This window comes from Gluconobacter sp. NFX36, assembly GCF_049887835.1.
GTDB lineage: Bacteria > Pseudomonadota > Alphaproteobacteria > Acetobacterales > Acetobacteraceae > Gluconobacter > Gluconobacter japonicus_A.
In genome coordinates, this window is record NZ_JAGEKJ010000020.1 from 1 (window position 1) to 21,610 (window position 21,610).

Sequence of the window (21,610 nt, forward strand, 5' to 3'; positions counted from 1 at the left end):
AAAGCCAATGTCCAACGCTCTGCGAAAGACGCAGCGCTAAAATCAGAGACAAGAACCATCAATCAACACGAAATAACCCTGAAATCAGGATCCAATGGCCCCGATCAAAGGTTCTTCGATCCCTCCAAGTGGCCAATGGCTTGCCCAAAATCGTCTTTGCAAATCCCGAGACGGTTCAGATTGGATTCTAAAGGTTATTAAATTATCCGGGCTAATTTGGAAGTATAGTTAATTTATTTATCTTTTTATGTTTATAAATCAAGATTTTCGTCATCCTCATAGAATACGTGTAATATTTTCGGGTAATTTTTTACAAAAATTACAGTGAATTTTATCTTAATATCATTTAATTCAATGATACCATCAATCGAATCTACCTTTTCATACTTCCATATACTTGACCAGATATCTTCAAATTTTTAAAATCTTCAACACAGGCATGAAATAGTAAAACCTTATAATTAAAAATTTATATCTTCCTTAACATTTCCACCTTATTTTGAATATATTTATCCTTCATAAGTACTTTTGCCCCACTTATTTGATATAAATAGGCATGTTGCCGTTTTTATCTGATAATATTAGATAGCTTTTTGAACGGGAACTTTGCGAAATTCACCATTCTAGTTTTGAATATCTTTTTGTCGTTTCTCCCGGAGTAAGCTTCTTTCGGAAGTTTTAAATCGTCTTCTATCGACAGAATAACTGATTGTAATCCATCCCGATAAAGATGGTATTTAAGATAAAACTCACATTCCTTTTCGGAAAATTCTCTTTCTAAATCTCCTAAAAATTCTTCATTGAAAGGGGGGGGATCAAAACCTTCTTTGAGAGCTTTTTCATGGCGTGCTAAATCACCTTTAGACATTTTAAGATATTCTTCATAGGTCGAGATGTCTTCGCGCAAAGCAATTAAGTCGCCTTCGCGGGTGTGGCATCTATCTATGAAAGAGTCAGCTTTAACATCGAAAGCAATAATCACCTTTTTGGTGGTTCTTTTGATATTGTGCAAGAAATCTATGTCAGGAAGAAATCTATCGCTTTCAAGAACGGGTGCTCTGATATTTACAAAGCTTTCATATGCACGAAAACGACTATTAAATAGTTCGATGTTAAATCTATTTGTCTCAATCTGCCTTTGTAATTCTGCCTGCCTTTGAAGGTGTCTTGTATTTAGGAAGCTTCTGTAGGCGGCAACAGTGCCGCCTACAGCGGTCACAAACGTAACCAAGACGTGGTTAGCTCCAATGAACTGATTCCCAGCGTGGATAGTAGAAATTATAATACCCTCACCAGCCCCAAATATGTTTTCAAGTGCCGCCATCTTTCATTCCTTCATGCTTGTTGTTGTCACGTCTTGATGATCTTTTTGCATTCATATTGAAGATGGTGGCAATCCTTGGGGCGGATCGATATTCAGGGATTCCCTTTGGTGGGGATGTGAACCGTCACGGGATTGGCGAAGACGTCTGCTTCTTGCAATATTTTTACACGAACCGGACAGACCGAATTCCCCCCCCCTCAAGTCAGTCACAGCGCTTGATTGGTCAGAACCCCATCGCCTCTCTCTGAGCCTGCCGATTCACGACCCCTCTCCCCTGGAACGCAGTACGGCGCCTGAGATCCCGTCCCCAGCCGTCCCGCCGCGCCTGGAGCGGGATCTCGTCGATGAAGCAGCTCGGGTTGGCCTGCTCGCCCCGACGGAACTCGCACCAGGACACACTGACGCGCTGGCGGCCGCGCGTCAGTGCGACATAGGCCAGTCGGCGTTCTTCAGCCGGGTCACTGTTCGTGCGCGATGGAAACAGCGTGTCTTCCCAACCGATCAGAAACACATGCCCGAACTCCAACCCTTTCGAGCCATGGATCGTCATCAGCTTCACCCGGCCGACACTGTCATCGTCCCGGCTCTCGGAGCCGAGGGCCGCATGGTCGAACAGCTCTTCTACCGAGCTGAACTCGTTGGCGAGCGACAGAAGCTCGTGCAGATTTTCCAGCGCCGTGCGTCCGTCCTCCCCGGCCGCTTGATGCATCGCGAGATATCCGCTCTCTTCGACCAGAGCCCTCAGACGTTCACCCAGACTTGGTTCGTCGCTACGGGCTCCTTTCAGAATGACGTCCAGGAAGCCGCGCAGCTTGTCAGCAGCCTTTCCGGTGCGTCCCTGCACCGTGCGCTCGGCTGCATCATAAAGCGAGATTGCCTCCTCGTCCGCGACCTGCTCGAATTTTGCCATGGCTCTGGCCCCGATCCCCCGGGCAGGCTGATTGACGATCCGCCGAAAGGCTTCGTCTGACTGCCGCTCATACGGAAAACACGTCAGACGCAGGAAGGCCAGCGCATCCTTCACCACCGCGCGCTGCCAGAAAGCGGTATCATTGACCAGCTCATACGGGATCTTCGCACGCAGCAGAGACTCTTCCAGCAACCGGGAGAGATGGTTGAACCGATACAGCACCGCCATGTCCTCATAAGGCACGCCTTCCAGAGCACGACGTCCGATCTCGGCCGCAATCCCGGAGGCCTCGTCCTGACTGCCGGTGTGCCGCAGAATATCCACTGGCTCCCCATCTCCGGCTGCGGTATAAAGCGTCTTCTCCAGACGGCTCGTGTCATGAGAGATGACGGCATTGGCTGCTGACAGAATATGACCGGTCGAGCGGAAATTCTGCTCCAGGGCAATCAGGCGTCCGGTCGGAAACTCCTTGAGAAAGCTTCGGATAATCCGGACGTTGGCCCCACGCCAGCCGTAAATTGACTGCGCATCGTCGCCGACAACGAAGAGCTCGTTGTGGTCTTTGGACAGGCATTTCAGCCAGAGAAACTGGAGCCGGTTCACGTCCTGGAACTCATCGGCCAGCACGCAATCAAACCGGTCCGCCCAGTCGCGCCTGTAGCGTTCGTCGCGCAGCATGGTCACGGTGGGCCACAGCAGAAGATCTGCGAAATCCGCCCGATTGCTTTCGCGCAGCATCGCCTGATACGCTGGATAGAGCACGGCTGCATCCCGCCAGACCATGATGTCATCGCCCTCAGTGATGGCATCCGTCGCAATCCGTCCCTCGACCCAGGTGACGGCGTCCGGGGGAAGCACCATGTTTTCCTTGAGCATGGCAATGCGCGAGCTGACGGACTTCACACGCTTGCGGAATGTCTCTCCATCGTCAGCATTCATGACGCCTGCTTCAATCGCCTTTTCCAGAAGGCGGCGCACGATCTTGGTACTGTCTTCGCTGTCACAGACGTCGAAGCCCGGACGCAGCCCGGCAATATCAGGATCGGTGCGCAGCTGGCGGCGCCCGTGCGCATGGAAGGTCCCCACCCAGTACGGCGCCTGAGCGATATTTAGGGCCGCCGCAATGCGGGTCTTCATCTCCCCGGCCGCCTTGTTGGTGAACGTCACGGCCAGAATGCGATCCGGGGCCATGCGACGCTTGACGACACGATCGACGATCCCAGCCACCAGCGTCTTGGTCTTGCCAGTCCCGGCACCCGCGAGAACAACGACGGGCCCCGTCTGACGTGCGGCCTCTGCCTGGGAGGAAGTCAGGCCGGAGAGATGCTTATCCACGACCACGTCCCTGCTCCCGGGTGCCATGAAGAACTTCGCACCGGCTCGCACGGCGGCCATCGAGGCTCAGGATCATGTCCGGCTCCACCATCAGATCAAACTCACGCCCGAAGTCCCACGTCCCGTCTGCCAGAGCCGTTCCCCCGACGATGAGGCCGCGCAACACATCGCCACCGAATACGACCTCGGCGTAGGTCTGCGGGAAGGGCGGCTGATTGTGCAGCAGGGCCCAGGTATGCCAGACGCGGGTTGTTTCGGCGTCGGCATGCCAGGCGGCGGTCAGTTCTGCGACATGTCCCAGGAGTGTTACGGCATCCGGACGGTCAGGATGACGCGTGCTTCCGGGTACGGTGCCGATCAGAACAAGCTGCTGCTCCCCCGCCTGGCAGGTCAGGAACCCACTGCTTCCGGTCGGAGACTGAACAAACAGGACGATGCGTCCGGAGAGATCCCAGCCTGCTGCACTCCAGCGTCCGCCAACAACGAGACCCTGGCTCCGTTCCCCCTCAGGACCGTATTCCACCAGAGCCCAGGGAATGCGACATCCGAGGTCTGGCATCAGGCGCAGATAATGGTCCGCGTCCGGGTGCGCCAGAAAAGCCGCTCTCAGGGCGTCATTTTTTTCGTGGCCGGGAAACAGAGCCTCCATTTCCCGTCGTGCCTTGTCATTCGTCATCAGTCTCTCCTCAGGCAGCGCGGGCGGCGGCCACAACAGTCTTCAGGGCGTCGTTGAAATCTTTGCAGCCCCCGTGGGGAATACGGCGGATCACACGGACACCGGCTTCACGGCCCAGCTCTGCAAGGCGCGCGGCGTAGCGATTGCCGGCGTCATCATTATCGGTTGCGGCCACCAGAACGGCTGCCGGATCTTTTGCCATCTCAGTCAGTTCGGCCGTGAGGGCTTCGACCGTCTCCGGTCCCATGCCACCTGCGGTCGAGCAGTACAGGGTTTCGCGCGTGCGCTCACTGTCGAGGGCAGCATAGGACAGGGCATCAATGGCGGATTCACTCACCACCAGACGGCGGACCGTGCGCGCGAGGCCGGGCTGAAACCGGAACAGCGTTTTGACCGTACCCGACAGACACATGCCCTTGGTGTCCGGACCGCGCAGTTCCGCACCACAGATGGTCCCCTTGGCATCCCGGTGGCAGAACCAGGCGGCGTGATAGCCGTCCCGGATGCAGCCGGTCATGATGGCCCGACGCAGAACCCACTCCGGAAGGCCGCGCTCCTCTGTAAGGTACGCCCACACCTTTGTGCCGGATGTCAGTTCCTTCTTGCCATGCCAGCGCTCAGCCGGGGCAGCATCTGGCGTTTTGGCCTGACGCTCACGGACATATTCTGCCCCCTTTGGCGCAATGCCCACCAGCTGACCCAGCGCAGTGCAGGCCTCATGGAACTTCAGACCGGGTGTCAGGCGCTGGATCAGGGAGAACACATCCCCCTTTTCGTCCGATCCCGTGTCCCACCAGCCGCGGCCCTCATGGTTGACGATAATCGTCTCACCCTTGCCCGCCCGGTACTTCAGAGCGTTGCGCGTGCTTTCGGGCTTGTCGAGAAGATAGCCATGGCGCTCAAGCAGCAGAGCACAGGAGACACCTTTGACGATATCGGTCCGGTCGTTGTCAGACAGTCTGAACGGCTCAAAGCGTGCCATGATCGTCATCCTTTTCGTTTCGGGACGGCGCAACGGTCAGAACCGGCCTCAACGCCCCTGTGATCTGGGTTTAATTTAGGAAAGATCCGCAAATATTGCAAGTGGAAACGGCGGTTTTCTGCGGGTTTATCGGGTTTTATTTGCCGTTACTTTGCTATATACAAGCATCATCGACACAAACTTAACGAATACTTAAGCAAGCCTTTCGTTCGACCCGTGCCGGAGGCAAAAGGGGCGAAAGCAAGCGCAGCGACGCCTTTCGTCCCGACACTTTCAGGTCCGTCACAAACGCAGCGCAGGACAGGATGCCTTCTCAGGGGACCCGGCTGCACGGAGCAACCGAAGGGCGCGGAGGAAGCTGGGGTGGAAGGTCGTCTTGTCCGGAGTGAGGCTTGTGGCACTCCAGACCTTTCCCGTCAGGAGCCCCCAAGCCGTCAGGCACAGTTCCGATCCGTGAAGGGACTGGGCATCACGCTCATCTGCTGTGCGCTCCGCACCCGCTCGGGAAGATGGGCTGATCCCTCGAGCTCGCGGGCAATGGCATCAACCTGAGCCTTCAACGCCTGAATATCCTGCAGGCCGATGCGGTCCCTGCGGATTTCAAGGCGCCCGTACACGGCTATGCGTTCCGCCCCGTTCTCGATCGTCAGACCATCAATCTGAACGCTTTCGCCGGCGTCCAGAAAAGGAATGAAGCTCATGGCATGATCTTCAGCACAGGACTGCCAACGGCAGGTCGGATGCGAACAGTATAAGGACTTTTCAGAGGATGAGGCAGCGTCATGGCAGTCTGACGGATTTCATCGGGAAGAAAGGGGAACGGATCCACACCCGTTGCCTGGGTCAACGCGCCGATGCTGATGATCGTACAGGTCGGCTGGCTGCTGTTTTGGCAGTAATACGCGCCCGCTCCGTCTTCGGCAGGATCGTAAATAGCCTTCCAGGTCGCCGACGGAACAAAAACCCGATGCGATCCGATGGTCTTAACCGACGCTCCGAACGCCGGACCAGTCACGACGTAAAGCTCGCCTTCGCGCTGTGCGAGACGACGCACCGCCATTTCCACACCCGTCCAGATGCCTTCATTCAGCTCCGGGGTCTGAGGGACGACATTGGACAGAGCAAAACTCTGCTCCTGAGCCCTCAGGCTGGGTTCATCACCCGAGCACACCATATGTCCGCGGTCATAATCCGACGCGTGGTAATCGCTCAGCTCGGCCCGGTCCTCGAAAGACAGACGGGGATCGGCATGAAAGAACCGGACGATCCGGCCGATCTGCATGCTGCGCTCCAGACCTTCCTCGGTGAGGTGCTCTGCCGTCCACAGGGGGCCATGACTGATGCCAGAATGCAGGACAGCAAAGGCGTCATTGCACAACAGCACGGTCTGCTGTCCAAGCGCTGCGTTAGTCAGGACCGGGAGTTGACCATCTCCGCCAAAAGCGGAGCACTCTGCAGCAGCCGCGTGGGGTATGCCTGCCCATAGCAGGCTTGCCAGGGTCAGCCCTGTCATCGGAAGTCGCATGGCCCATCCTTTTCTTCCCGGAGGCATCTGTCTCACGTCGCAGGATCGCACGGTCTGTTGTGAGTGCAGGTTCGCGGCTGTCAATGGGAGACACTCAGAAGCGTGCGCTGCGCCGAGCGGTGGGCGGTGCTGGCATCGCGTCGCAATGCAGCCCGTAGCGCCGCTCCAAAACGGACGTCATTCGCGTCGTCAGCCAGAAGATCCGCTTCCGCGTAAAAGCGTCTTGCGCGCCCGATGGTCTGGCCCGCCGAGACGGCCCGGTGGAAAACGGGCGCTTCAAGAGCGGGAATAACACTGGACGTTGGGGTGAGCGTGTGGATCTGCACGATGCGTTTCCTTTCTTATGTTTATTGACCGGATGCGGGCCGCGCTGCGGCCCTGATATCCGTGGAGGAAGAAGAGAAGCTGGGAGCCTGGTCTCAGTCCCCGGTCCGAGGCAGGGGCGCGCGCTTCACGGCCATGCCACCGCTCGCAAAACAGAGCATTCCCTTGTGCCGGTAATGGTTGCGGCGCACTTTGCGGTACACGCCTGACAACTCCGCACCGGCCATGCAAAACGTCTCGTCAATCTGAAGATCTGCAAAGAGAACCGTATCCGGCCCAAAGACCTCTGCCTTTTTACGGGCTGCTGTCAGATCTGTTTTCCTGCGCTTGGACATGCTCTGCCTCTCTCGGTTTATTTCGTTCCCGATCGGCAGCCTCCTGGGGCGGGCGGCGTGGCAAGGGCGGCGCTGTGCGCCGGGAGCGGAGCGACGCACCCTTGCTGCGACGCCTGCCCCAGGAGAGCCCCCTTCCCTCCCTCCTCTTTCTCCTTCCCGCGCGTCTCTTTTCAGTCCCCAAGAGGTTTTCGCGAGGGCCTAATAAGACAGGTATCTAATTGTTTTTGTTGACTTTTATTTGTGGCTCGCTTTACGCTTACGCCACAACGACAGGAGGACGCCGATGAGCGCACAGACAGATCAGACCGCCACGGTGATCCGCTTTCCCCAGGAGCGGCGTCTCGCGCCAACCCTGGACACGCTCACCGATGCAATCCTGCCCGAGACGCAGCTGCGCGCGCTTGCAGAAATCCGCGGCGTGACACCACCCCGACAGGTTGAGCGCCTCCGCGCGTTCGGACGTGAGAGAGCGCGACAGATCTTCGGAGCCACGCCGTTGCCCGACACGCGGGAGGGGCGTCAGCACATGGCGTCTGACTGGCTGACCCTTCTGGTCAGTCGGGCCCTGGCCCGGGTTGCCGACGCACGGTCTCTCACCGAACAGGCGGAGCGCCGCGAGATCGAAGATCCGCAACGCGACGGCATCTATGACGATCTTGAACAGGCACTGCGCGCCGAGATCGTCGCCTGGGAGACGGCCCAGAATATTCTGGGCGGATGGGAGGTCGTCCAGGCATTGATTGACGATCCGGACTCCTGCGCCGTCACGGACAGCGCAGCGTGTCAGAGCAGACCCATCTGAACAGGCTGCTGCCGGGACAGAGGTGCAGATAGCGCCGGAGCCAGTGAAATGCGGCCTGCATGATCGGCCGGCACGCCGTGACGGTCGAGCAGTCTGCGCAACAGCGCCTGCTCGCCCCGGAGCGTTTCCTGCCGCAGTTCGGCGCGATAAAGGTCAAGCACCTGATGCTCGACCAGAAGTGCCGCGATCCGGCTTTCCACGTCTGACCAGGTCCAGGCGGGATCGCCGATCCCGCCGCGCACGATGATCTGATCGAGGAAGGCGAGACGCCCCTGCGTCGAGCAGAAATACCGGCCCGCAAAGCCGTCCCGGTTAAAGCAGGCGATAAACCCCCACATCTGGCTGACGCGCTGGTACAGCGCCTTGCTGAACCCCTCCTCCGGCAATCCTTTCGCAACAAAGGCGAGGATTGCATTGGCCAGTTTCGCCTTGTCCTGCGGTGAGCTCCACTGTGTGGCCGTCAGGACCTTGGCCTCAATGCGGACGCGCCGCAGGTGTGGCAACAGCAGACTCATGCGTAGGCTTCCTGCGCGAGCGCGGACAGAGCCTCCGCGACAGCGCCGGCCAGATCGGGCCGCCGCGCGATCAGCCAGCCCGTCAGCGCGGTGCGATCCGCCGCGTCGACAAGGGAGACGACGCGGTCAACGTCGCAGCGCCGCAGCTGCTCCACGCTGTCAGCGGCCACGGCAACGGCCGAGGCCCAGATCTGATCGCGGGACACCGGCCCCGGAGACACCGTGTCAGGCGTAGCATCGGACATGTTTCTTCTCCTGAAAGATTTCAAGGACGGCCGGTCAGGCCAGAAATTCGAGGGTTTCCGGAGTGATGTTCATGCGCAGTGTGTCGCCTGACGCCTGCCTGAGGGCCTGCCGCACAAGCGTTGCCTCCAGGAACTCACATCCGTCATCCCCGCCAAAAGCCTGGCGCTTCACGTCATAAGCCTTGCCGGCGTTCTGTGCCGGGTCCGCTTCGCGCGCATACGCGCACAGATTGGGCTTCTGACCGTCATCGGACGGCAGAAGGGGAAGCCCGTTCGACATCATGTAGATCCCGTGATCTCCAACCAGCCACAGACCCGCAGGGATCTTTGCAGGATCGACGTCGTCCTGACGGCCCCATTCGCGCGCGCCGTGCCCGGGCTTGCGCAGGCTCTTGTCAAAGAGCTGCGTCAGCGTGGCACGGCGTTCGGACGCGGCCTCGGCATGGGCAAGAAGGCGCTCGATCAGCGCGCGGTCAAAGGTGACGATCATGGGATAATTTCCTCGGATCAGAAATGAAAAAACCCCGCTCGGTGGCGGGGCGTGGGGCGTTCGGAGACGTGGAGGCTTCAGCCCCGACCATGGGCGGTGTGGGACGCGGAGGCGAGATAGTGATGGGGCACCGGGCCAGCCAGAAAGCTCGGCAGGCACGTAAAGGCGAAGACCAGGGCGAGAAAACCGAAGAACCCACCGGCCAGTCCGGCAACGTCCTTGATGTCCTGAAGGGTCTGTTGGGAAATCTGCATGAAAGGTCACTCCTGTTGCCGTCATCTCTTTTCTCTGATGACCTCTCCGGCACAGGCACAGGATGGCTGTGATGGCACAGGCGCCGCGCAGCGGCGGGATCTCCACGACCCGGAGCCCGTCAGGGCGAGGACGCGTGGAGACCCACCCTTTGCCAGCGCAGACAGCCTGTGCTGCCCCTCTCTCCTTCTGCGTCTTTCCCTCTCTCTTCTTCCTGCTCTCCCTCCACCCGGCTCACGCGGGTGACGATACGCGGTTCAGATGTGTCCATTTTGGCGCGCGGATTTCTCCTGCCCGGCCTCATCCACCAGCTGATAGGCCGTCAGGGTCATGTGGCCAGTCCAGCGATGCCTCAGGACGATCATGGGAACACCCTCGACCGTGCCATGCTCCCCGCGGCGACTGGCCTCGGCGATCTGGGCGCGCGTGACGCGCGGCGGCTGCGTCCGGGTTCGGAAATCCGTCTCGGCCGCCTGTCGATCCGAATAGGGGCCGTGCCAGAGCTGGGCGGCTTCTTTCGGCCAGAACGACGTCACGCGCAGATAGACGCGCCCATCCGGTGCAACGCCAAGATGGACCCTGCGACGATCCAGAAGACAGGTCTCGATCTGGAGAAGGCTTTCATCGACCATGGAAAACTCGCTCGTCTTTTGAACTGTTGGATCTGGCAGGGGAGACATCATCCGCTCCCCTGCATTGGCCTCAGGCCGCCAGCTGATCCGCTGGCGAAGCTGCGATCAGGACGGCGGCGGCCAGGGCAGGATGCTGGTGGGCGCGATAGCGCGACACCAGAGTGTCCCGGGTCTCGTTGCCCAAAACAGCCGCAGGCGCGCCTGCGGTTTCGAGACAGGCTGCAACGTCCGCGGACCATCCCTTGAACCCGAGATGGCCGTCGTCAGACAGGCGTTCGGCCTCGGTGAGCGAGACCTCGCGCGGCTCTGCACCGTCCATGCGGAATGGCGTGTAGCGTGTTCCCCATGAGGCCACACCTGGCGTGCCCTCGTGGGGTACCGGGTCTGCAATCGTGGTCTCGAGCCATTCGGAGGTGCCAAGCGCCTCTGAATTATAAGCCGCGTCGAAGCCGCGCGGCTTGCGGCTGCCACGATTGACCGTAACCATGATTTTGAATGACCGACCAGGATGCTGAAGCGCGGTGTCGCGGCCGAAACTCAGAATGAGCGGCTTGAGGCCATCCACCGACTTCGCCTCGACAACGCGCCGCTCTCCCAGATGGGACATGAGCGCCATCGTGGTGCTGGTGAAGTAGCCCTCACGCTTTGCGGTGGCGGGCGTAGCACTGAGCGTAAAGAAAGCCATGTCGATCTCCAGATATGACAAAGGCCGCCTCGCGGCGGCCTGAAGAACTGTGAAGGGGTAAGGTAGGGTCAGAAGACGTATTCGGCGCTGCCAAAGACGTCCTGCCAGGGGCTCCGGCTTTTCGAGTGGCAATCCGACGCCGCATCATAGAACCCCGATCTGAACCGCTTTCTGATGTCGTCAACAGTCTTCTGTGCCGCATCGTCCAGCGGGGCATCGCAGCCGATCAAGACGGACCCGTAGGAGGATTTGCGCACCCGGAATTTGTGTTTTGGCAGGGCGGCTTTCAGCAGACGGCGGATGTTCTTTCCTGCCAGCACGCCGCTCTGGTCCGATCCCTGCTCCAGATGGGCGTATTCAGGAGCGGTGCGCAGACGCTCGATTTCGGCCGCATGCGCCGCCTCAGCCTGATCTTTCTGTGCCTGCTTTTCAGCACGGCACGCTTCGGCATGAGCGTGCAGCTGCGCAATTTCCTCAGGGCTGGCCTTGGGCTCGTCGTGGAAGATCGTCCACTGCACACCATGCAGAATGCTCTCGGGCAGCTTCTTGCTGACACTCCCGCAGGCAAAGACGATATCAAAGCTGGCATTGCCTCCCGCGGCGATGAAGCCGCCAGCAAGGCGTCTGATTGTCTCAGGACGAGGCGTGCCATGGACCGCAGACACGACGCCCCGGCCTCTGTTGTACAGGATGGTGCTGACGCGGGTGCCTACGGTGACAGTCGGGTGTTCGGACATGCTGATCTCCTTCTCTTCATGTCTCTTCAACTGTCCTCTCCGGGGTCAGGGCCTGACTGGCGGGGCAAGGGCGGCGCGTCAGCGGCGGTCCCGCAGGCGTCAGCCGAGGACACCACCCCTTGCGGCGACAGACAGGCTCTGGCACCCCGCCCTTCTCTCATCTTTCTGTCTCTTTTCTCGTCTTTTTTCCTTGCGCGGGCTGTCCTGCCCTGTGGATCAAGGCTGCGTCTCACCGCATGAAAAAGGGCGGAGCCATGCTGACTCCGCCCTTGAAAATCGCAACCGGTTCGTCCAAGTTCAGAGGTGAGCCGTGAGGGGCTTCGCAAAAACACCTCACGGCCCGGTTTACCTTAAGTGATTTACTCGGAGAGGCTCTTCAGTGCGGTGGCAACCGCCTGAAGGGTCTTCTTCGTTTTACGAAGGATCTTCGTAAACCACTTACGGTCCACCACGATCACGAAGATCATGGCTTCCCCTTTCACTCTGACGACTGTGGGCAAGCGACCCCCGACCCACATCCGGTTACGATTTTCGGGGGCCGCGACGTCTGAACCGTAACCTGAACAGACGTTTCGTCGCGCGGACTCATCAGGCGACCCCAATCTCCTGTTGTGCCAGATCAGGCGCTACGCGCAAGTCTGGCCCGGACCGTGGCCGCAATCGCGTTGCCTCAGACCCGAAGGATCTCCAGCCGCCCTCCCATGGCAGCCTGCATGGCCACCAGTTCCTGCGGCACCACGAGGTCCGGGGCTTCTGTCGGCTCATCCTCCGTGACGTGCGGATCGCCAGCGTCTTCTCCGCCCTCGTCCATCACGTCTTCCAGATCCTCCGGATCAGCGCACTCCAGACCGTCTTCATCCCCGTCTTCCAGTTCATCTTTCAGGCCGACCCATTTGGCGCGGCGGGCCTGCTGCTCCCGCACTTCCTCTGTCCAAGCACCAATCGCCTGCGCAAAACCGGCGGCCTCCGGGACCCAGTGTCCGTCTCCAACGGCGTTCAGCAGGGCAGCGCGCATCTCCTTGCCCGTGTTGAGTGGCGCAAGACCATGCGCCTGAACAGCCTTGGTGATGCCGGGCTTGCTATAAGTCTTCAGGAAGTCCTCTTCGGCCATGCTCGGCATGTGGGTATCCGCGTTGAAGAGACAGCCCAGCAGTTCGGCTGCCATGCCGGAGCCGGAGTGCATACTGACCTCGCAGTTCATGAAGCCCGCGAGGCTTTCCAGCGCGTGCCGACGGATCAGCGCTTCATCACGCACCAGTTCGCCTTCCGGAAACAGCACTTCCATGGCAGTCTTCACCGCGTTCTCATAAGGCGACCGGCCTGAAGAGCCGTAAATATGGACGTTGTTCGCATTCAGCGCGAGCAGCAGTCCGGCCACCAGATCCCACGGATCCGCGTCTTCGCTTTTCGCCGTCAGCGCCTTCTTCAGCGCGAGGGTCCGTACAGAGCCGATCATCTTCAGACCCGTACCTGAGATGTCAGCGCGCTCCTTCTTTGGGGGTGGCGTCTGCTCCACCACCCGCGGCTCGGAGCGAAGTGTTTCTTCACCTGTGTAGCGGAACGTCCGCTCTTCGATCTTCAACGTGTTCGGATTGAGCCAGTAGCCGGCGACATCGGTGTCCTGCTCGCCCATCCATCGCGTGACGAAGTTGTAGCCTTCTGGTCGAAGCGGAGACCCATACTCGCCTGTCTCGAGCGCGAGCGTTCCTTCGGGGCGATGCTCGGCGATCCAGTCTTCCTGCGCCGCCCGAAACGCCGAGGCATCCGTGACGTAGCGATTGTCCTCATCGCCCTGCCCGAACAGATCTTCGGTCCAGACGATGCCATGCTTTTGCGCCAGCGCATCGTCAAACCGGGCATCACGCGCATACCACTCGTCCTGCTGCAGGTGCCAGGTAAAGTCGCGCCAGTTCACGGTATCATCCGGATCTTCGGCGTTGAGACGATACCCGGCCGGGTCCTCTCCCTCCTCCACGCTTTCGGCGAACATTTCTGCCCAGGCGGCGGCCTGATCCTCCAGCGACGACAGGGCGAGGATCCGACGCTCTCTCAGGTCCGGGCCGCGGCCAATTTCGATGGCATGCAGGATTGGCGAATGCAGCTTCGCGAGCAGGGTCAGCCCCTTGAGGTAAGCTGGTGTCACCATGAGGGCGACGCAAAGCTGCTGGTCGGTATAGCCAAGCTCTTCGCGCATCCGGGTTACGGCACGCCACTGGTCCGGCTCGGTCATGCCCTCGCGGATCATGTTTTCACTGGCCGCCGCCAGATCCTCCAGACCATTGTCGATCTTTGTGACATGGACCTGAATTTCTGTCAGACCGGCATAGATCGCCGCTTCCGTCCTTCGGTGGCCCGCGATGATCATCAGGCTGCCGTCCCCCAGCTCACGCACGCGCGGCGGATGGACAAGCCCGACTGCGCGGATATTCAGCGCCAGCTGACGAATGCTCGCCTGACCGGGCTTCGTCTGACGGGGATTGTTCGGGTTCGCGATCAGGGTGTTGGGATCGACAAGGCGCAGTTCGTCCATGATGGGCTCCAGTGATGTCGTAAGGGTGTCGTGGTGGGAAATCAGGCGATCAGGCTGTGCGCGAGGTGGGAGACCACACGCTCGATGTGCTCGACCTCCAGCTGTCGCGTTGCCAGCGTCAGCGTGGCCGTGCCGTAAGACCCGTCTTCGTCGGTGTCGTAATCGGCCTGCACGCGCCGGATAACAGTTTCGACGCAGTGCCAGACCACAAGGTCAAAGCTGTTCGGAAACAGAGGGGCAATCGTCTGGTCAGGTCCAAGCGCTGCAACGGCCTTCTCCAGGGACAGGTCTTCGAACAGATCCGGGCTGTCGTCCGCCGTCACATGAAGTGTTGTCCACCAGCCTTCTTTGGCTTCGTACTCAACTTTGACCGTCTTCACGCCATGCGTCCGCATCGCCTCAAAGATCAGCGCCAGATTTGCTCTGAGCGCCACTTCGGCCGCGGGTTGTCCTGCCGGGTCTGACACGCCGCTCTCCTTTTTTCTGTTGTGATGTTCTCGGCGCGGGCACAGGGCGTGGCTTCGCGCAAGGCCGCGCGTCAGCGCGCCCGGCCTGAGCCTTGCGCGGAGCCGCGACCTGTGGCGGCTCCCTCTCTCATTTTTCGTTTCTTTTCCCGTCGCCTTCTCTCTGTCCTGAGACAGGCACGGCGGTGGCGGTTCAGTCGTAAAAAGGCAGCGTCTCGTCGATCGAGCCGTCTCGATCGAAGTGGATGTAGTGACAGTCCTGCTCCCGGGCCTGAGCCATCAGGGCGGCCAGTTCCGGAGACACGTCATGAGGGACGTCCTCCGCCTCGGTGGGAACATGAATCATCCAGCCATACGGCCCGCCGAGGCAGCTTCGCCCTGCTGTGCCTCCGCTGCTGAGATAAAGCTCGCACGCGTCGCGCTCTGCAACCGGAAGATGCCCGGTACTGAGATCCAGGTGCCGGCAGACGGGGCCTGCGGACGTCAGAAGGACTTCGCTCATGCCCCGCTCTCCTGCCGGACAATGAACGGTGTCAGACAGGACGCCCCTGTCCAACGATGAAAGGCCAGAATCATCTCGCCATGCTCACGCGTCTTCGAAAGTGTCCCATTCTGACGCTTGCGTCTGACATCCTCGGGCGTCAGTACCGGCAGCGCATGGCGGTCCACGAAATCGGCTTCGGCCTGAGCGGCATCGCGATACGGGCCGTGCCAGTCATTCCGGTTGACGGGATAAGCGTCCACGGTGCGCAGAAGCACCTCACCGCTCGGATACGTGAAAATTTCCACGCGCAGGCCACACAGGACTTTGGAGACGGTGGTCTGGTCCATCTGGCTCATGCCGCGCACTCCACGAATGGGGTCAGACCTTTCATGATGGAGTGGCGCTCGTGACACGGTCCATGAACTGTCGCCCGATTATAGACAGGCGCATCGTCCAGATTGGAATATGCCAGAAAAATGGCTGCATCCTTCGGGTCACGCAGCAGGTTCAGCCAGGACCACACCGGAGTTTCGCCTCTCCTCTCCGGAGCCTTGATCGTCGAGAGCTCGTCCACACGCTTCTGAAGCCACGCGGAAACCGGCCCCTTGCGGAGCGCGAAATGTCCCGTGCAGGTCATGCCCCGATCCAGAAGCGCCTGCGCGCCCACAGCGTCCCGCAACACAGTCCGGCACTTGCGGATATAGGTTTCTGCCTGCGTCTCGCTGGCACCGGAGAAGCGCATCCCGCCACCTTCACAGGATGCGGCATACTGCACCACTTCGCGCATGATCTCCCAGCTCTGTCCCGCGCCAATCAGGGACCAGCTTCTCGCGCGGAGCGACCCACGGCCCTCGTAGACATTATTATCACCACCCAACTCCATCAGCAGATACTGATCGGCATAAAAGCTGCTATCGGCAACATGAGGGCGCAGGGTTTCTGCGGGAAGTCGCACGGCGGCGAGGTCATAGACGATACGATAGGACATGCTCTCTTCCTTTGATGTCTCTTTCAACCTCTCCGCGGATGCAGGGGCGGTCCGGTGCGGCAAGGCCGCGCGTCAGCGCGCCCGGCCTGAGCCTTGCCGCACCGGGCGGGCCATGCCCGCCCCTTCCCCCTCTCCTTATGCTGCCGCTTCTTCTTCCTTTCCTTCTCCCCCATTGTCATTGACGCTCAGGCTTTCCATCGCGGCCAGCGCCTCGGCGGCCTCAGCCTCCCGACGCGCTGTATCCTCGGCCAGATCCGCCTCCAGAGACGCCATCTCTTCTTCCTTCTCCTCCAGGAGTGCGGCCTCGCGGAACGGCATCCCGTCGCGGGCACGGTAGCCGGGCAGCTTGCGCTCCGTCTCGGCAAGCAGCCGCTGCGCATCCGTAAGCTCGCTGTCGAAGCGTAGCAGGGTGTTCTCGATGCGGGTGATAAAGCCAAGCGGGGCGGTGTCATGATCAAAGTCGATCCCGATCATCCGGTCCTCGGCCACGATTGCGATGGTCGCGTCCCATTCCTCTTCACCCATGAAGGTCGAGCTCCAGGTCTCGCACACGAGCTCAAAACCGCCGATCTCGCCGAGTGTCCACCGGCCCTTCGTCTCTGCGCGTTTGGCCGTGCGCGCCTGACCCATCAGCCACCTGCCGGCATCCTGACGTTCGGTCAGCACATCCGACTTGCGCACAAGCTGGAACGCCTCGCCCCGTGTCGTCTGGCGCTTGGCGATATCCGCCCGGATCTTCGGAATAACGGCTTCGGCCACCCTCTGATCGCGCTCGGCCCGCTCGATCGCGCGACGCACGTTGAACTGGTCGTCATAATGGGCGGCCTTGAGACGTCGCAGGCGGGCCAGTTCTGCTTCCAGTCCCGCCTTTTTCATCAGGCGTTCGTCACCTGAAGCCAGCGCCTTGGCCATGGCAAACTGGTTGGCACTCTCGCCGATATCTTCCAGACGGCGGATCGAGCGGTCTCCCGACATGGCCAGACACAGAAAGCGCTGCTTGCGCTCCAGAAGCTGCCAGTTTGTGGCATCCACCGAACCCTTCAGGGCATAGGCGTAAATCTGGATTACGGGGTTCTGGTTGCCCTGGCGTTCGATCCGTCCCTCACGCTGGATGATGTCGGCCACCAGCCAGGGCACATCGAGATGGTGCAGGGCAATCAGACGCTGCTGTGCATTCACGCCCGTACCCATTGTCGCGCTCGAGCCGATCAGGATGCGTTTGCGCCCGGAATTGAGATCCCGAAACAGTCCTTGCTTGGCCGCACTCTTTTTGTAGTGCTGCATGAACGCGATCTCATCGCGCGGCACACCCATCCGCATCAGCTCGTCGCGGATCCACAGATAGGCCGAGAAGCCCCGTTTCTCCAGCGCCGCTTCCGTGCCCAGATCGGAGAAGATCATCTGCACGGCCCCGGACAGGTCATACGGCTTGCCGGTATCGGGATCGGTGTAGCGGTTGTCGCGCGTCTCCTTCCAGATGTTGAAGACCCTCGCGATCATGACGTTCAGCTTGTTGCTGTTGTCATTCGCCTCCCAGGGCCGGACAAAGCGCAGATCAATCGCCGCGTGACGCGCATCGTTGATCACGGACAGGATGATATCCTCACCCTTCTGCGGCTTGCCCTTGCGCTCCTCGATCACCTTGATCCGCGCTTCCAGCTCCTTCTGGTAATCGCGGAAGGCCGGTCCGCTATCAGCGACGATGATCTGGCGACTGCCCGTGGCGATTTCAGGCAGCTTTACGTACTGGCGCAGATCGTCCTGCTGCACCACGTCCGCGAAATGCCGGTACATGGCCATCAGATCGGCCACGTTCACGAACTCCGCAAACCGCGTCACAGGCTTGTACAGCCCGCTCGGCTGAAGCTCGAGTTCGGTGCGGGTCTCCCCGAAATTGGCGGCCCAGGCGTCGAACTCGTGCAGACCGCGCTCGATCAGGGCATCGATCTGCTGGAAGCGCTGCACATTGTACATCTCGCCCAGAGTGTTCGTAATCGGCGATCCCGAGGCCATGACCAGCTCGCGACCGGGATTGATACGGCTGAGATAGCGGGCCTTGACGTACAGGTCCCAGGCCCGCCCACTGCCGTTAGGATCGACCCCCTTGAGGCTGGACTGGTTCGTGCCGAAGCTCAGTTTCCGGAACTGCTGCGCCTCATCCACAAGGATCTGGTCGATCCCGATCTCGCCAAGATGCACCAGATCGTCCTTGCGGCTGGCCAGCCCGTCCAGCTTCGCTTTCATCCCCTCCTTCATGCGCTCGATGCGTTTGCGCGAGATGCGGTCGTCGGCGTCGATCTCGCACAGCAGGCTCTCGTAAGACGCGATCTGCGCCTCGATCATCGCCTGCTCAAACGCGGTTTTGACCGGGATAAACTTGAAGGCGTCATGCGTGATGATGATCGCATCCCACTGTCCCGTGGCTGCACGGGCGAGGAAGCGCTGACGCTTCGCCTTCACGAAGTTCGTCTCATCCGCGACCAGGATTTTCGCGGTCGGGTAGAGCATCAGGAACTCGCGGGCCATCTGCGCCAGACAGTGTCCCGGCACCACCACCATGGCCTTCGAGATCAGGCCAAGACGGCGCTGCTCCATGATGGCCGCGCACATCGAGAAGGTCTTTCCCGATCCAACCGCGTGGGCCATGTAAGTGTTGCCCGTGGCGATGATGCGCCAGACCACCCGCTTCTGGTGGGCGCGCAGCTGGATCGTGGTGCTGGCCCCCGGCAACTGCAGATGCGCGCCGTCAAAGGCGCGGGGGACGAGGTTGTTGTAGGTGTCGTTATACAGCCGCACCAGACGCTCGGCGCGCTCCGGGTCCTGCCACACCCAGGTCTGGAAGGCTGTCTTGATGGCGGCGAGCTTTTCCTTGGCGGCCTCGGTCTCCTGCGCATTCAGGGTCCGGTGCTCGCCGCTCTCGTCGCGCCAGATGTCCCAGATCTGCGGGATAGCCTGATTGAGCGCATCCTCGATTAGTTCCCCTGCGGGACGCCGTTCGGTGCCCCAGACCTACGTCGCCTCGGCCTTGCCCCGGAACGGTCCCTTGTCCAGGGTCCAGGACGCCACCTCTTTGGTGTGCCACACGCCGGCTTCGACCCCGATCACCTCGGCAATAAAGCCCTCGATGTCGGCGGTCGGGATCCACGGCGCGCCAAGACGGGCGGTAATGTCACTCGGCCGCAGATCCTCGGGCTGGGCCTCTTCCAGCGCGGCCACGGTGCGGGCAAAGCGGGGATCGGTCTCGGCCGCCTTGCGGGCCTCCGCCAGTTTCGTGCGCACCGCGCCTGACAGGGCCTCGTCGGCAGGTACCCATATATCGCGCCCGGGCTGGCTTCGTCCGGCATCGAGATAGATGGCGCTGCCCAGCTCGGCGATAACCTCGTCCTCGGACCGTCCCAGCAGTTCGGCAATGCGCGGGATCTCCACCACGCCCGTCTCGTGCAGGCAGACCGCGAGCGCGTCATGGGCGCTGTGCACCTCCGGCTCCAGCGTCGCCTGGATCACACGCTCGGAGAACAGCGGCCCCTGTGTGCCGATCTGCCGGTCCTCGTCGTACTCCTCGATCGAGCTGACCAGCCAGACGTCCGGATCATCATAGAAGGGCTGGAGGTTCGGACGCCGCTGCGTCGTGCTCTCGTCCCCGGTTTTGGGATCAACACGCGTGCTGGTGATCGTCAGGTTGATCGGGCCGAACTGGCGCACGAACGTCTGGTAGGCGCGCTTGAGGTCCGTCTGGAGCGCACTGTAAGGCAGGTTCTCCACCTGGGCGCGCAGGACCGCACGGGCGGCATCGCGGACGGGAATCAGGCCTTCGATGATGCGTGCGTGCTTCTGGAAGATGCCGTCCTTCTGCTCGCCTTTCTTGACCTTCACCGGCACCGACTGGCCGTCGATGATCTGGTGCAGCTCACCCTTCTCGATCAGGTAGCTGCCTTCCTTGAGGCTCGCCCCCTCCCCTGCCGTGCCGACATCCGCACGGCGGCTTTCGCGCAGCGCCTCGACGTCGAACGTCTGCGGCACCGGGAAACGTGCCAGCGTGGCAAGACGGGAGAGCGCGCTCGGCAAGGCGTCGTCGAGCATCAGCATCGGGGTCGCCGCGCAGGTGTATTCCGGCCCGAACTGCCCGCTCGTCCAGCCGTGCCGACCCAGCACCTGCTGACCGTTCTCTACGAAATAGCGGTTGATGCTGAGCGGTCCCTCCCCCTCGTCCGTATCGGGCAGATCCGCAACCTCCAGCCAGGCGCTCTCGCCCGGGCTGTCCCCGATCTCGCGACGGCGCAGGACCAGCACGTCCACGACCACATCGGTCCCGGCATCATCGCGCATCGCACCTGCGGGCAGACGCACCGCCCCTATCAGGTCGGCCGTTTCGAACAGGTGCTGGCGTGCTGTGGCGTCGCGCTTGTCCATCGTCCAGCGTGACGTCACAAACAGACCCATCGCTCCAGGGCGCAGGCGGGAGACAGAGCGGGCGATGAAGTAGTCATGCAGCGACAGGCCAAGCCGCCCCAGCGCGTCCGTGCCACGTACCGTGCGGTTGCTGAACGGCGGGTTGCCAATCGTGAGGTCGAACTGCTCGGCAATCTTCGCCGTCGTGAAGTCCTCGGCGCGAACCCACTGGTTCGGAAACAGCTTGCGGGCAATGCGGGCCGTCAGAGGGTCGTTCTCGATCGCCGTCCAGGCTGTCTTGGGGGCAAGTTTCTCCGGGATCGCGCCCATGAACAGACCCGTGCCACAGCCCGGCTCCAGCGCACGTCCGCCGCGGAACCCCATCTGCGCCACCAGATCCCACAGCGCATGCACGATCAGTTCCGGCGTGTAATGGGCGTACTGGGTGGCCCGCGCCAGTCCGGCCCGCTCCTGCTGGCTCGTCAGCGTCTCAAGCTGCACCCCGATCTCTTCCCAGCCCTGACGGAAGGCTTCGCCCGGACGGGGGAACAGGCTGTTCGCCAGCTCTCCGGCTCCAAATCCCGTAAACTTCGCCAGCAAAGCCTGTTCGGAGGGCGTTGCATTGCGGCCGTCCGTTTCCAGTTCAGTCAGGAGACGGATGGCAGCGAGATTGTCCCGCGCCCGCGCTTTCCAGCCCTGGGCCAGATCGCGTGTGCCGCACAGGCGAAAGTCGATCTTCGGGGCCACCACAGGAGCGGCAGCGGCCTCTCTCGCGAGGGATGCGGCCTCGTCGAGCGCACGGTCTCCGGGCAGGTCGCCCCAGAACAGGGTATTGCTGCCGCCCCCAAGGGCTGAGGTGTCGAAAAAGCTGAGCTGGGTCTGGCTCATGGGAGAAACTCCGGACAAGCGGCAGCGCCCGGTGCTGCACGAGGCAGACCGGGGGGCCGGAAAACAAACAGGATGGGTTTGGGCGAAAGGCGCTCGGG

The 21,610-nt window shown here is 60.8% G+C and carries 23 protein-coding genes and 1 pseudogene; 2 read left to right on the forward strand and 22 right to left on the reverse strand.

Annotated features, from left to right (window positions below; all coding sequences use genetic code 11):
- Positions 1-568: 568 nt before the first annotated feature.
- The 9 genes from J4P41_RS14045 to J4P41_RS14085 all read right to left on the reverse strand — a co-directional run bounded on the left by J4P41_RS14045 (position 569) and on the right by J4P41_RS14085 (position 7,937).
- Positions 569-1,324 (reverse strand): hypothetical protein, encoded by a 756-nt coding sequence (locus J4P41_RS14045; RefSeq protein WP_426067630.1) that lies wholly within the window; start codon positions 1,322-1,324, stop codon positions 569-571.
- 223 nt (positions 1,325-1,547) lie between these two features.
- Positions 1,548-3,629: an ATP-dependent helicase gene (locus J4P41_RS14050; RefSeq protein ID WP_426067631.1), complete on the reverse strand. Its 2,082-nt coding sequence runs from the start codon at positions 3,627-3,629 to the stop codon at positions 1,548-1,550.
- The gene (locus J4P41_RS14055; protein WP_426067633.1) at positions 3,562-4,245 is read right to left on the reverse strand and encodes a hypothetical protein; all 684 of its coding nucleotides are present in this window, start codon (positions 4,243-4,245) and stop codon (positions 3,562-3,564) included. The genes J4P41_RS14050 and J4P41_RS14055 overlap by 68 nt, the downstream gene beginning before the upstream one ends.
- A 10-nt stretch (positions 4,246-4,255) precedes the next feature.
- Positions 4,256-5,227: a DUF3991 and toprim domain-containing protein gene (locus tag J4P41_RS14060; protein ID WP_426067634.1), complete on the reverse strand. Its 972-nt coding sequence runs from the start codon at positions 5,225-5,227 to the stop codon at positions 4,256-4,258.
- A gap of 434 nt (positions 5,228-5,661) precedes the next feature.
- The gene (locus J4P41_RS14065; RefSeq protein WP_426067635.1) at positions 5,662-5,928 is read right to left on the reverse strand and encodes a hypothetical protein; all 267 of its coding nucleotides are present in this window, start codon (positions 5,926-5,928) and stop codon (positions 5,662-5,664) included.
- Complete coding sequence (locus J4P41_RS14070) at positions 5,925-6,752, reverse strand: DNA/RNA non-specific endonuclease (protein WP_426067636.1); 828 nt, start codon at positions 6,750-6,752, stop codon at positions 5,925-5,927. Before J4P41_RS14070 ends, J4P41_RS14065 begins: the two co-directional genes overlap by 4 nt.
- Positions 6,753-6,832: 80 nt before the next feature.
- Positions 6,833-7,078, reverse strand: a complete 246-nt coding sequence (locus J4P41_RS14075) for a hypothetical protein (RefSeq protein WP_426067637.1) — start codon at positions 7,076-7,078, stop codon at positions 6,833-6,835.
- Between the two features lie 93 nt (positions 7,079-7,171).
- Positions 7,172-7,411 carry a hypothetical protein gene (locus J4P41_RS14080; RefSeq protein WP_062016364.1) on the reverse strand — a complete coding sequence of 80 codons (240 nt, stop codon included), beginning with the start codon at positions 7,409-7,411 and terminating at the stop codon, positions 7,172-7,174.
- 256 nt (positions 7,412-7,667) lie between these two features.
- Positions 7,668-7,937, reverse strand: coding sequence for a hypothetical protein (locus J4P41_RS14085; protein ID WP_426067638.1), 270 nt, complete (start codon positions 7,935-7,937; stop codon positions 7,668-7,670).
- Between J4P41_RS14085 and J4P41_RS14090 the strand changes: the two genes are divergently transcribed.
- Positions 7,938-8,213 (forward strand): hypothetical protein, encoded by a 276-nt coding sequence (locus J4P41_RS14090; protein ID WP_426067640.1) that lies wholly within the window; start codon positions 7,938-7,940, stop codon positions 8,211-8,213.
- On the opposite strand, the gene J4P41_RS14095 is transcribed toward J4P41_RS14090, so the two are convergent.
- The 4 genes from J4P41_RS14095 to J4P41_RS14110 all read right to left on the reverse strand — a co-directional run bounded on the left by J4P41_RS14095 (position 8,195) and on the right by J4P41_RS14110 (position 9,717).
- Positions 8,195-8,716: a hypothetical protein gene (locus J4P41_RS14095; RefSeq protein ID WP_426067641.1), complete on the reverse strand. Its 522-nt coding sequence runs from the start codon at positions 8,714-8,716 to the stop codon at positions 8,195-8,197. The two genes, J4P41_RS14090 and J4P41_RS14095, sit on opposite strands and share 19 nt — an antisense overlap.
- Before the next feature lie 8 nt (positions 8,717-8,724).
- The gene (locus tag J4P41_RS14100) at positions 8,725-8,973 is read right to left on the reverse strand and encodes a hypothetical protein (protein ID WP_062106937.1); all 249 of its coding nucleotides are present in this window, start codon (positions 8,971-8,973) and stop codon (positions 8,725-8,727) included.
- A gap of 34 nt (positions 8,974-9,007) precedes the next feature.
- The gene (locus J4P41_RS14105; protein ID WP_426067642.1) at positions 9,008-9,463 is read right to left on the reverse strand and encodes a DUF3085 domain-containing protein; all 456 of its coding nucleotides are present in this window, start codon (positions 9,461-9,463) and stop codon (positions 9,008-9,010) included.
- A gap of 77 nt (positions 9,464-9,540) precedes the next feature.
- On the reverse strand, positions 9,541-9,717 hold the full coding sequence (locus J4P41_RS14110; protein WP_156472135.1) for a hypothetical protein: 177 nt from the start codon (positions 9,715-9,717) through the stop codon (positions 9,541-9,543).
- Here J4P41_RS14110 and J4P41_RS14115 point away from each other — a divergent pair.
- On the forward strand, positions 9,716-9,961 hold the full coding sequence (locus tag J4P41_RS14115; protein WP_426067643.1) for a hypothetical protein: 246 nt from the start codon (positions 9,716-9,718) through the stop codon (positions 9,959-9,961). The genes J4P41_RS14110 and J4P41_RS14115 overlap by 2 nt on opposite strands.
- Before the next feature lie 11 nt (positions 9,962-9,972).
- On the opposite strand, the gene J4P41_RS14120 is transcribed toward J4P41_RS14115, so the two are convergent.
- The 9 genes and pseudogenes from J4P41_RS14120 to J4P41_RS14160 form a co-directional block, all read right to left on the reverse strand.
- A complete protein-coding gene (locus J4P41_RS14120) occupies positions 9,973-10,398 on the reverse strand; it encodes a hypothetical protein (protein WP_211506984.1) in 426 nt (141 codons plus the stop codon).
- A gap of 19 nt (positions 10,399-10,417) precedes the next feature.
- On the reverse strand, positions 10,418-11,032 hold the full coding sequence (locus J4P41_RS14125; RefSeq protein WP_426067644.1) for a hypothetical protein: 615 nt from the start codon (positions 11,030-11,032) through the stop codon (positions 10,418-10,420).
- Between the two features lie 68 nt (positions 11,033-11,100).
- Positions 11,101-11,769, reverse strand: coding sequence for an LPD29 domain-containing protein (locus tag J4P41_RS14130; RefSeq protein WP_194258308.1), 669 nt, complete (start codon positions 11,767-11,769; stop codon positions 11,101-11,103).
- A gap of 670 nt (positions 11,770-12,439) precedes the next feature.
- On the reverse strand, positions 12,440-14,299 hold the full coding sequence (locus J4P41_RS14135) for a ParB N-terminal domain-containing protein (RefSeq protein ID WP_426067645.1): 1,860 nt from the start codon (positions 14,297-14,299) through the stop codon (positions 12,440-12,442).
- Positions 14,300-14,340: 41 nt separating this feature from the next.
- Positions 14,341-14,766 (reverse strand): hypothetical protein, encoded by a 426-nt coding sequence (locus J4P41_RS14140; protein ID WP_086649752.1) that lies wholly within the window; start codon positions 14,764-14,766, stop codon positions 14,341-14,343.
- Between the two features lie 190 nt (positions 14,767-14,956).
- On the reverse strand, positions 14,957-15,265 hold the full coding sequence (locus J4P41_RS14145) for a hypothetical protein (RefSeq protein WP_426067646.1): 309 nt from the start codon (positions 15,263-15,265) through the stop codon (positions 14,957-14,959).
- Positions 15,262-15,603: a hypothetical protein gene (locus tag J4P41_RS14150; protein ID WP_211576395.1), complete on the reverse strand. Its 342-nt coding sequence runs from the start codon at positions 15,601-15,603 to the stop codon at positions 15,262-15,264. Before J4P41_RS14150 ends, J4P41_RS14145 begins: the two co-directional genes overlap by 4 nt.
- Complete coding sequence (locus J4P41_RS14155) at positions 15,600-16,235, reverse strand: hypothetical protein (protein ID WP_426067647.1); 636 nt, start codon at positions 16,233-16,235, stop codon at positions 15,600-15,602. The genes J4P41_RS14150 and J4P41_RS14155 overlap by 4 nt, the downstream gene beginning before the upstream one ends.
- Positions 16,236-16,370: 135 nt before the next feature.
- Positions 16,371-21,512: pseudogene (locus J4P41_RS14160) on the reverse strand (DEAD/DEAH box helicase family protein).
- Positions 21,513-21,610: the final 98 nt, after the last annotated feature.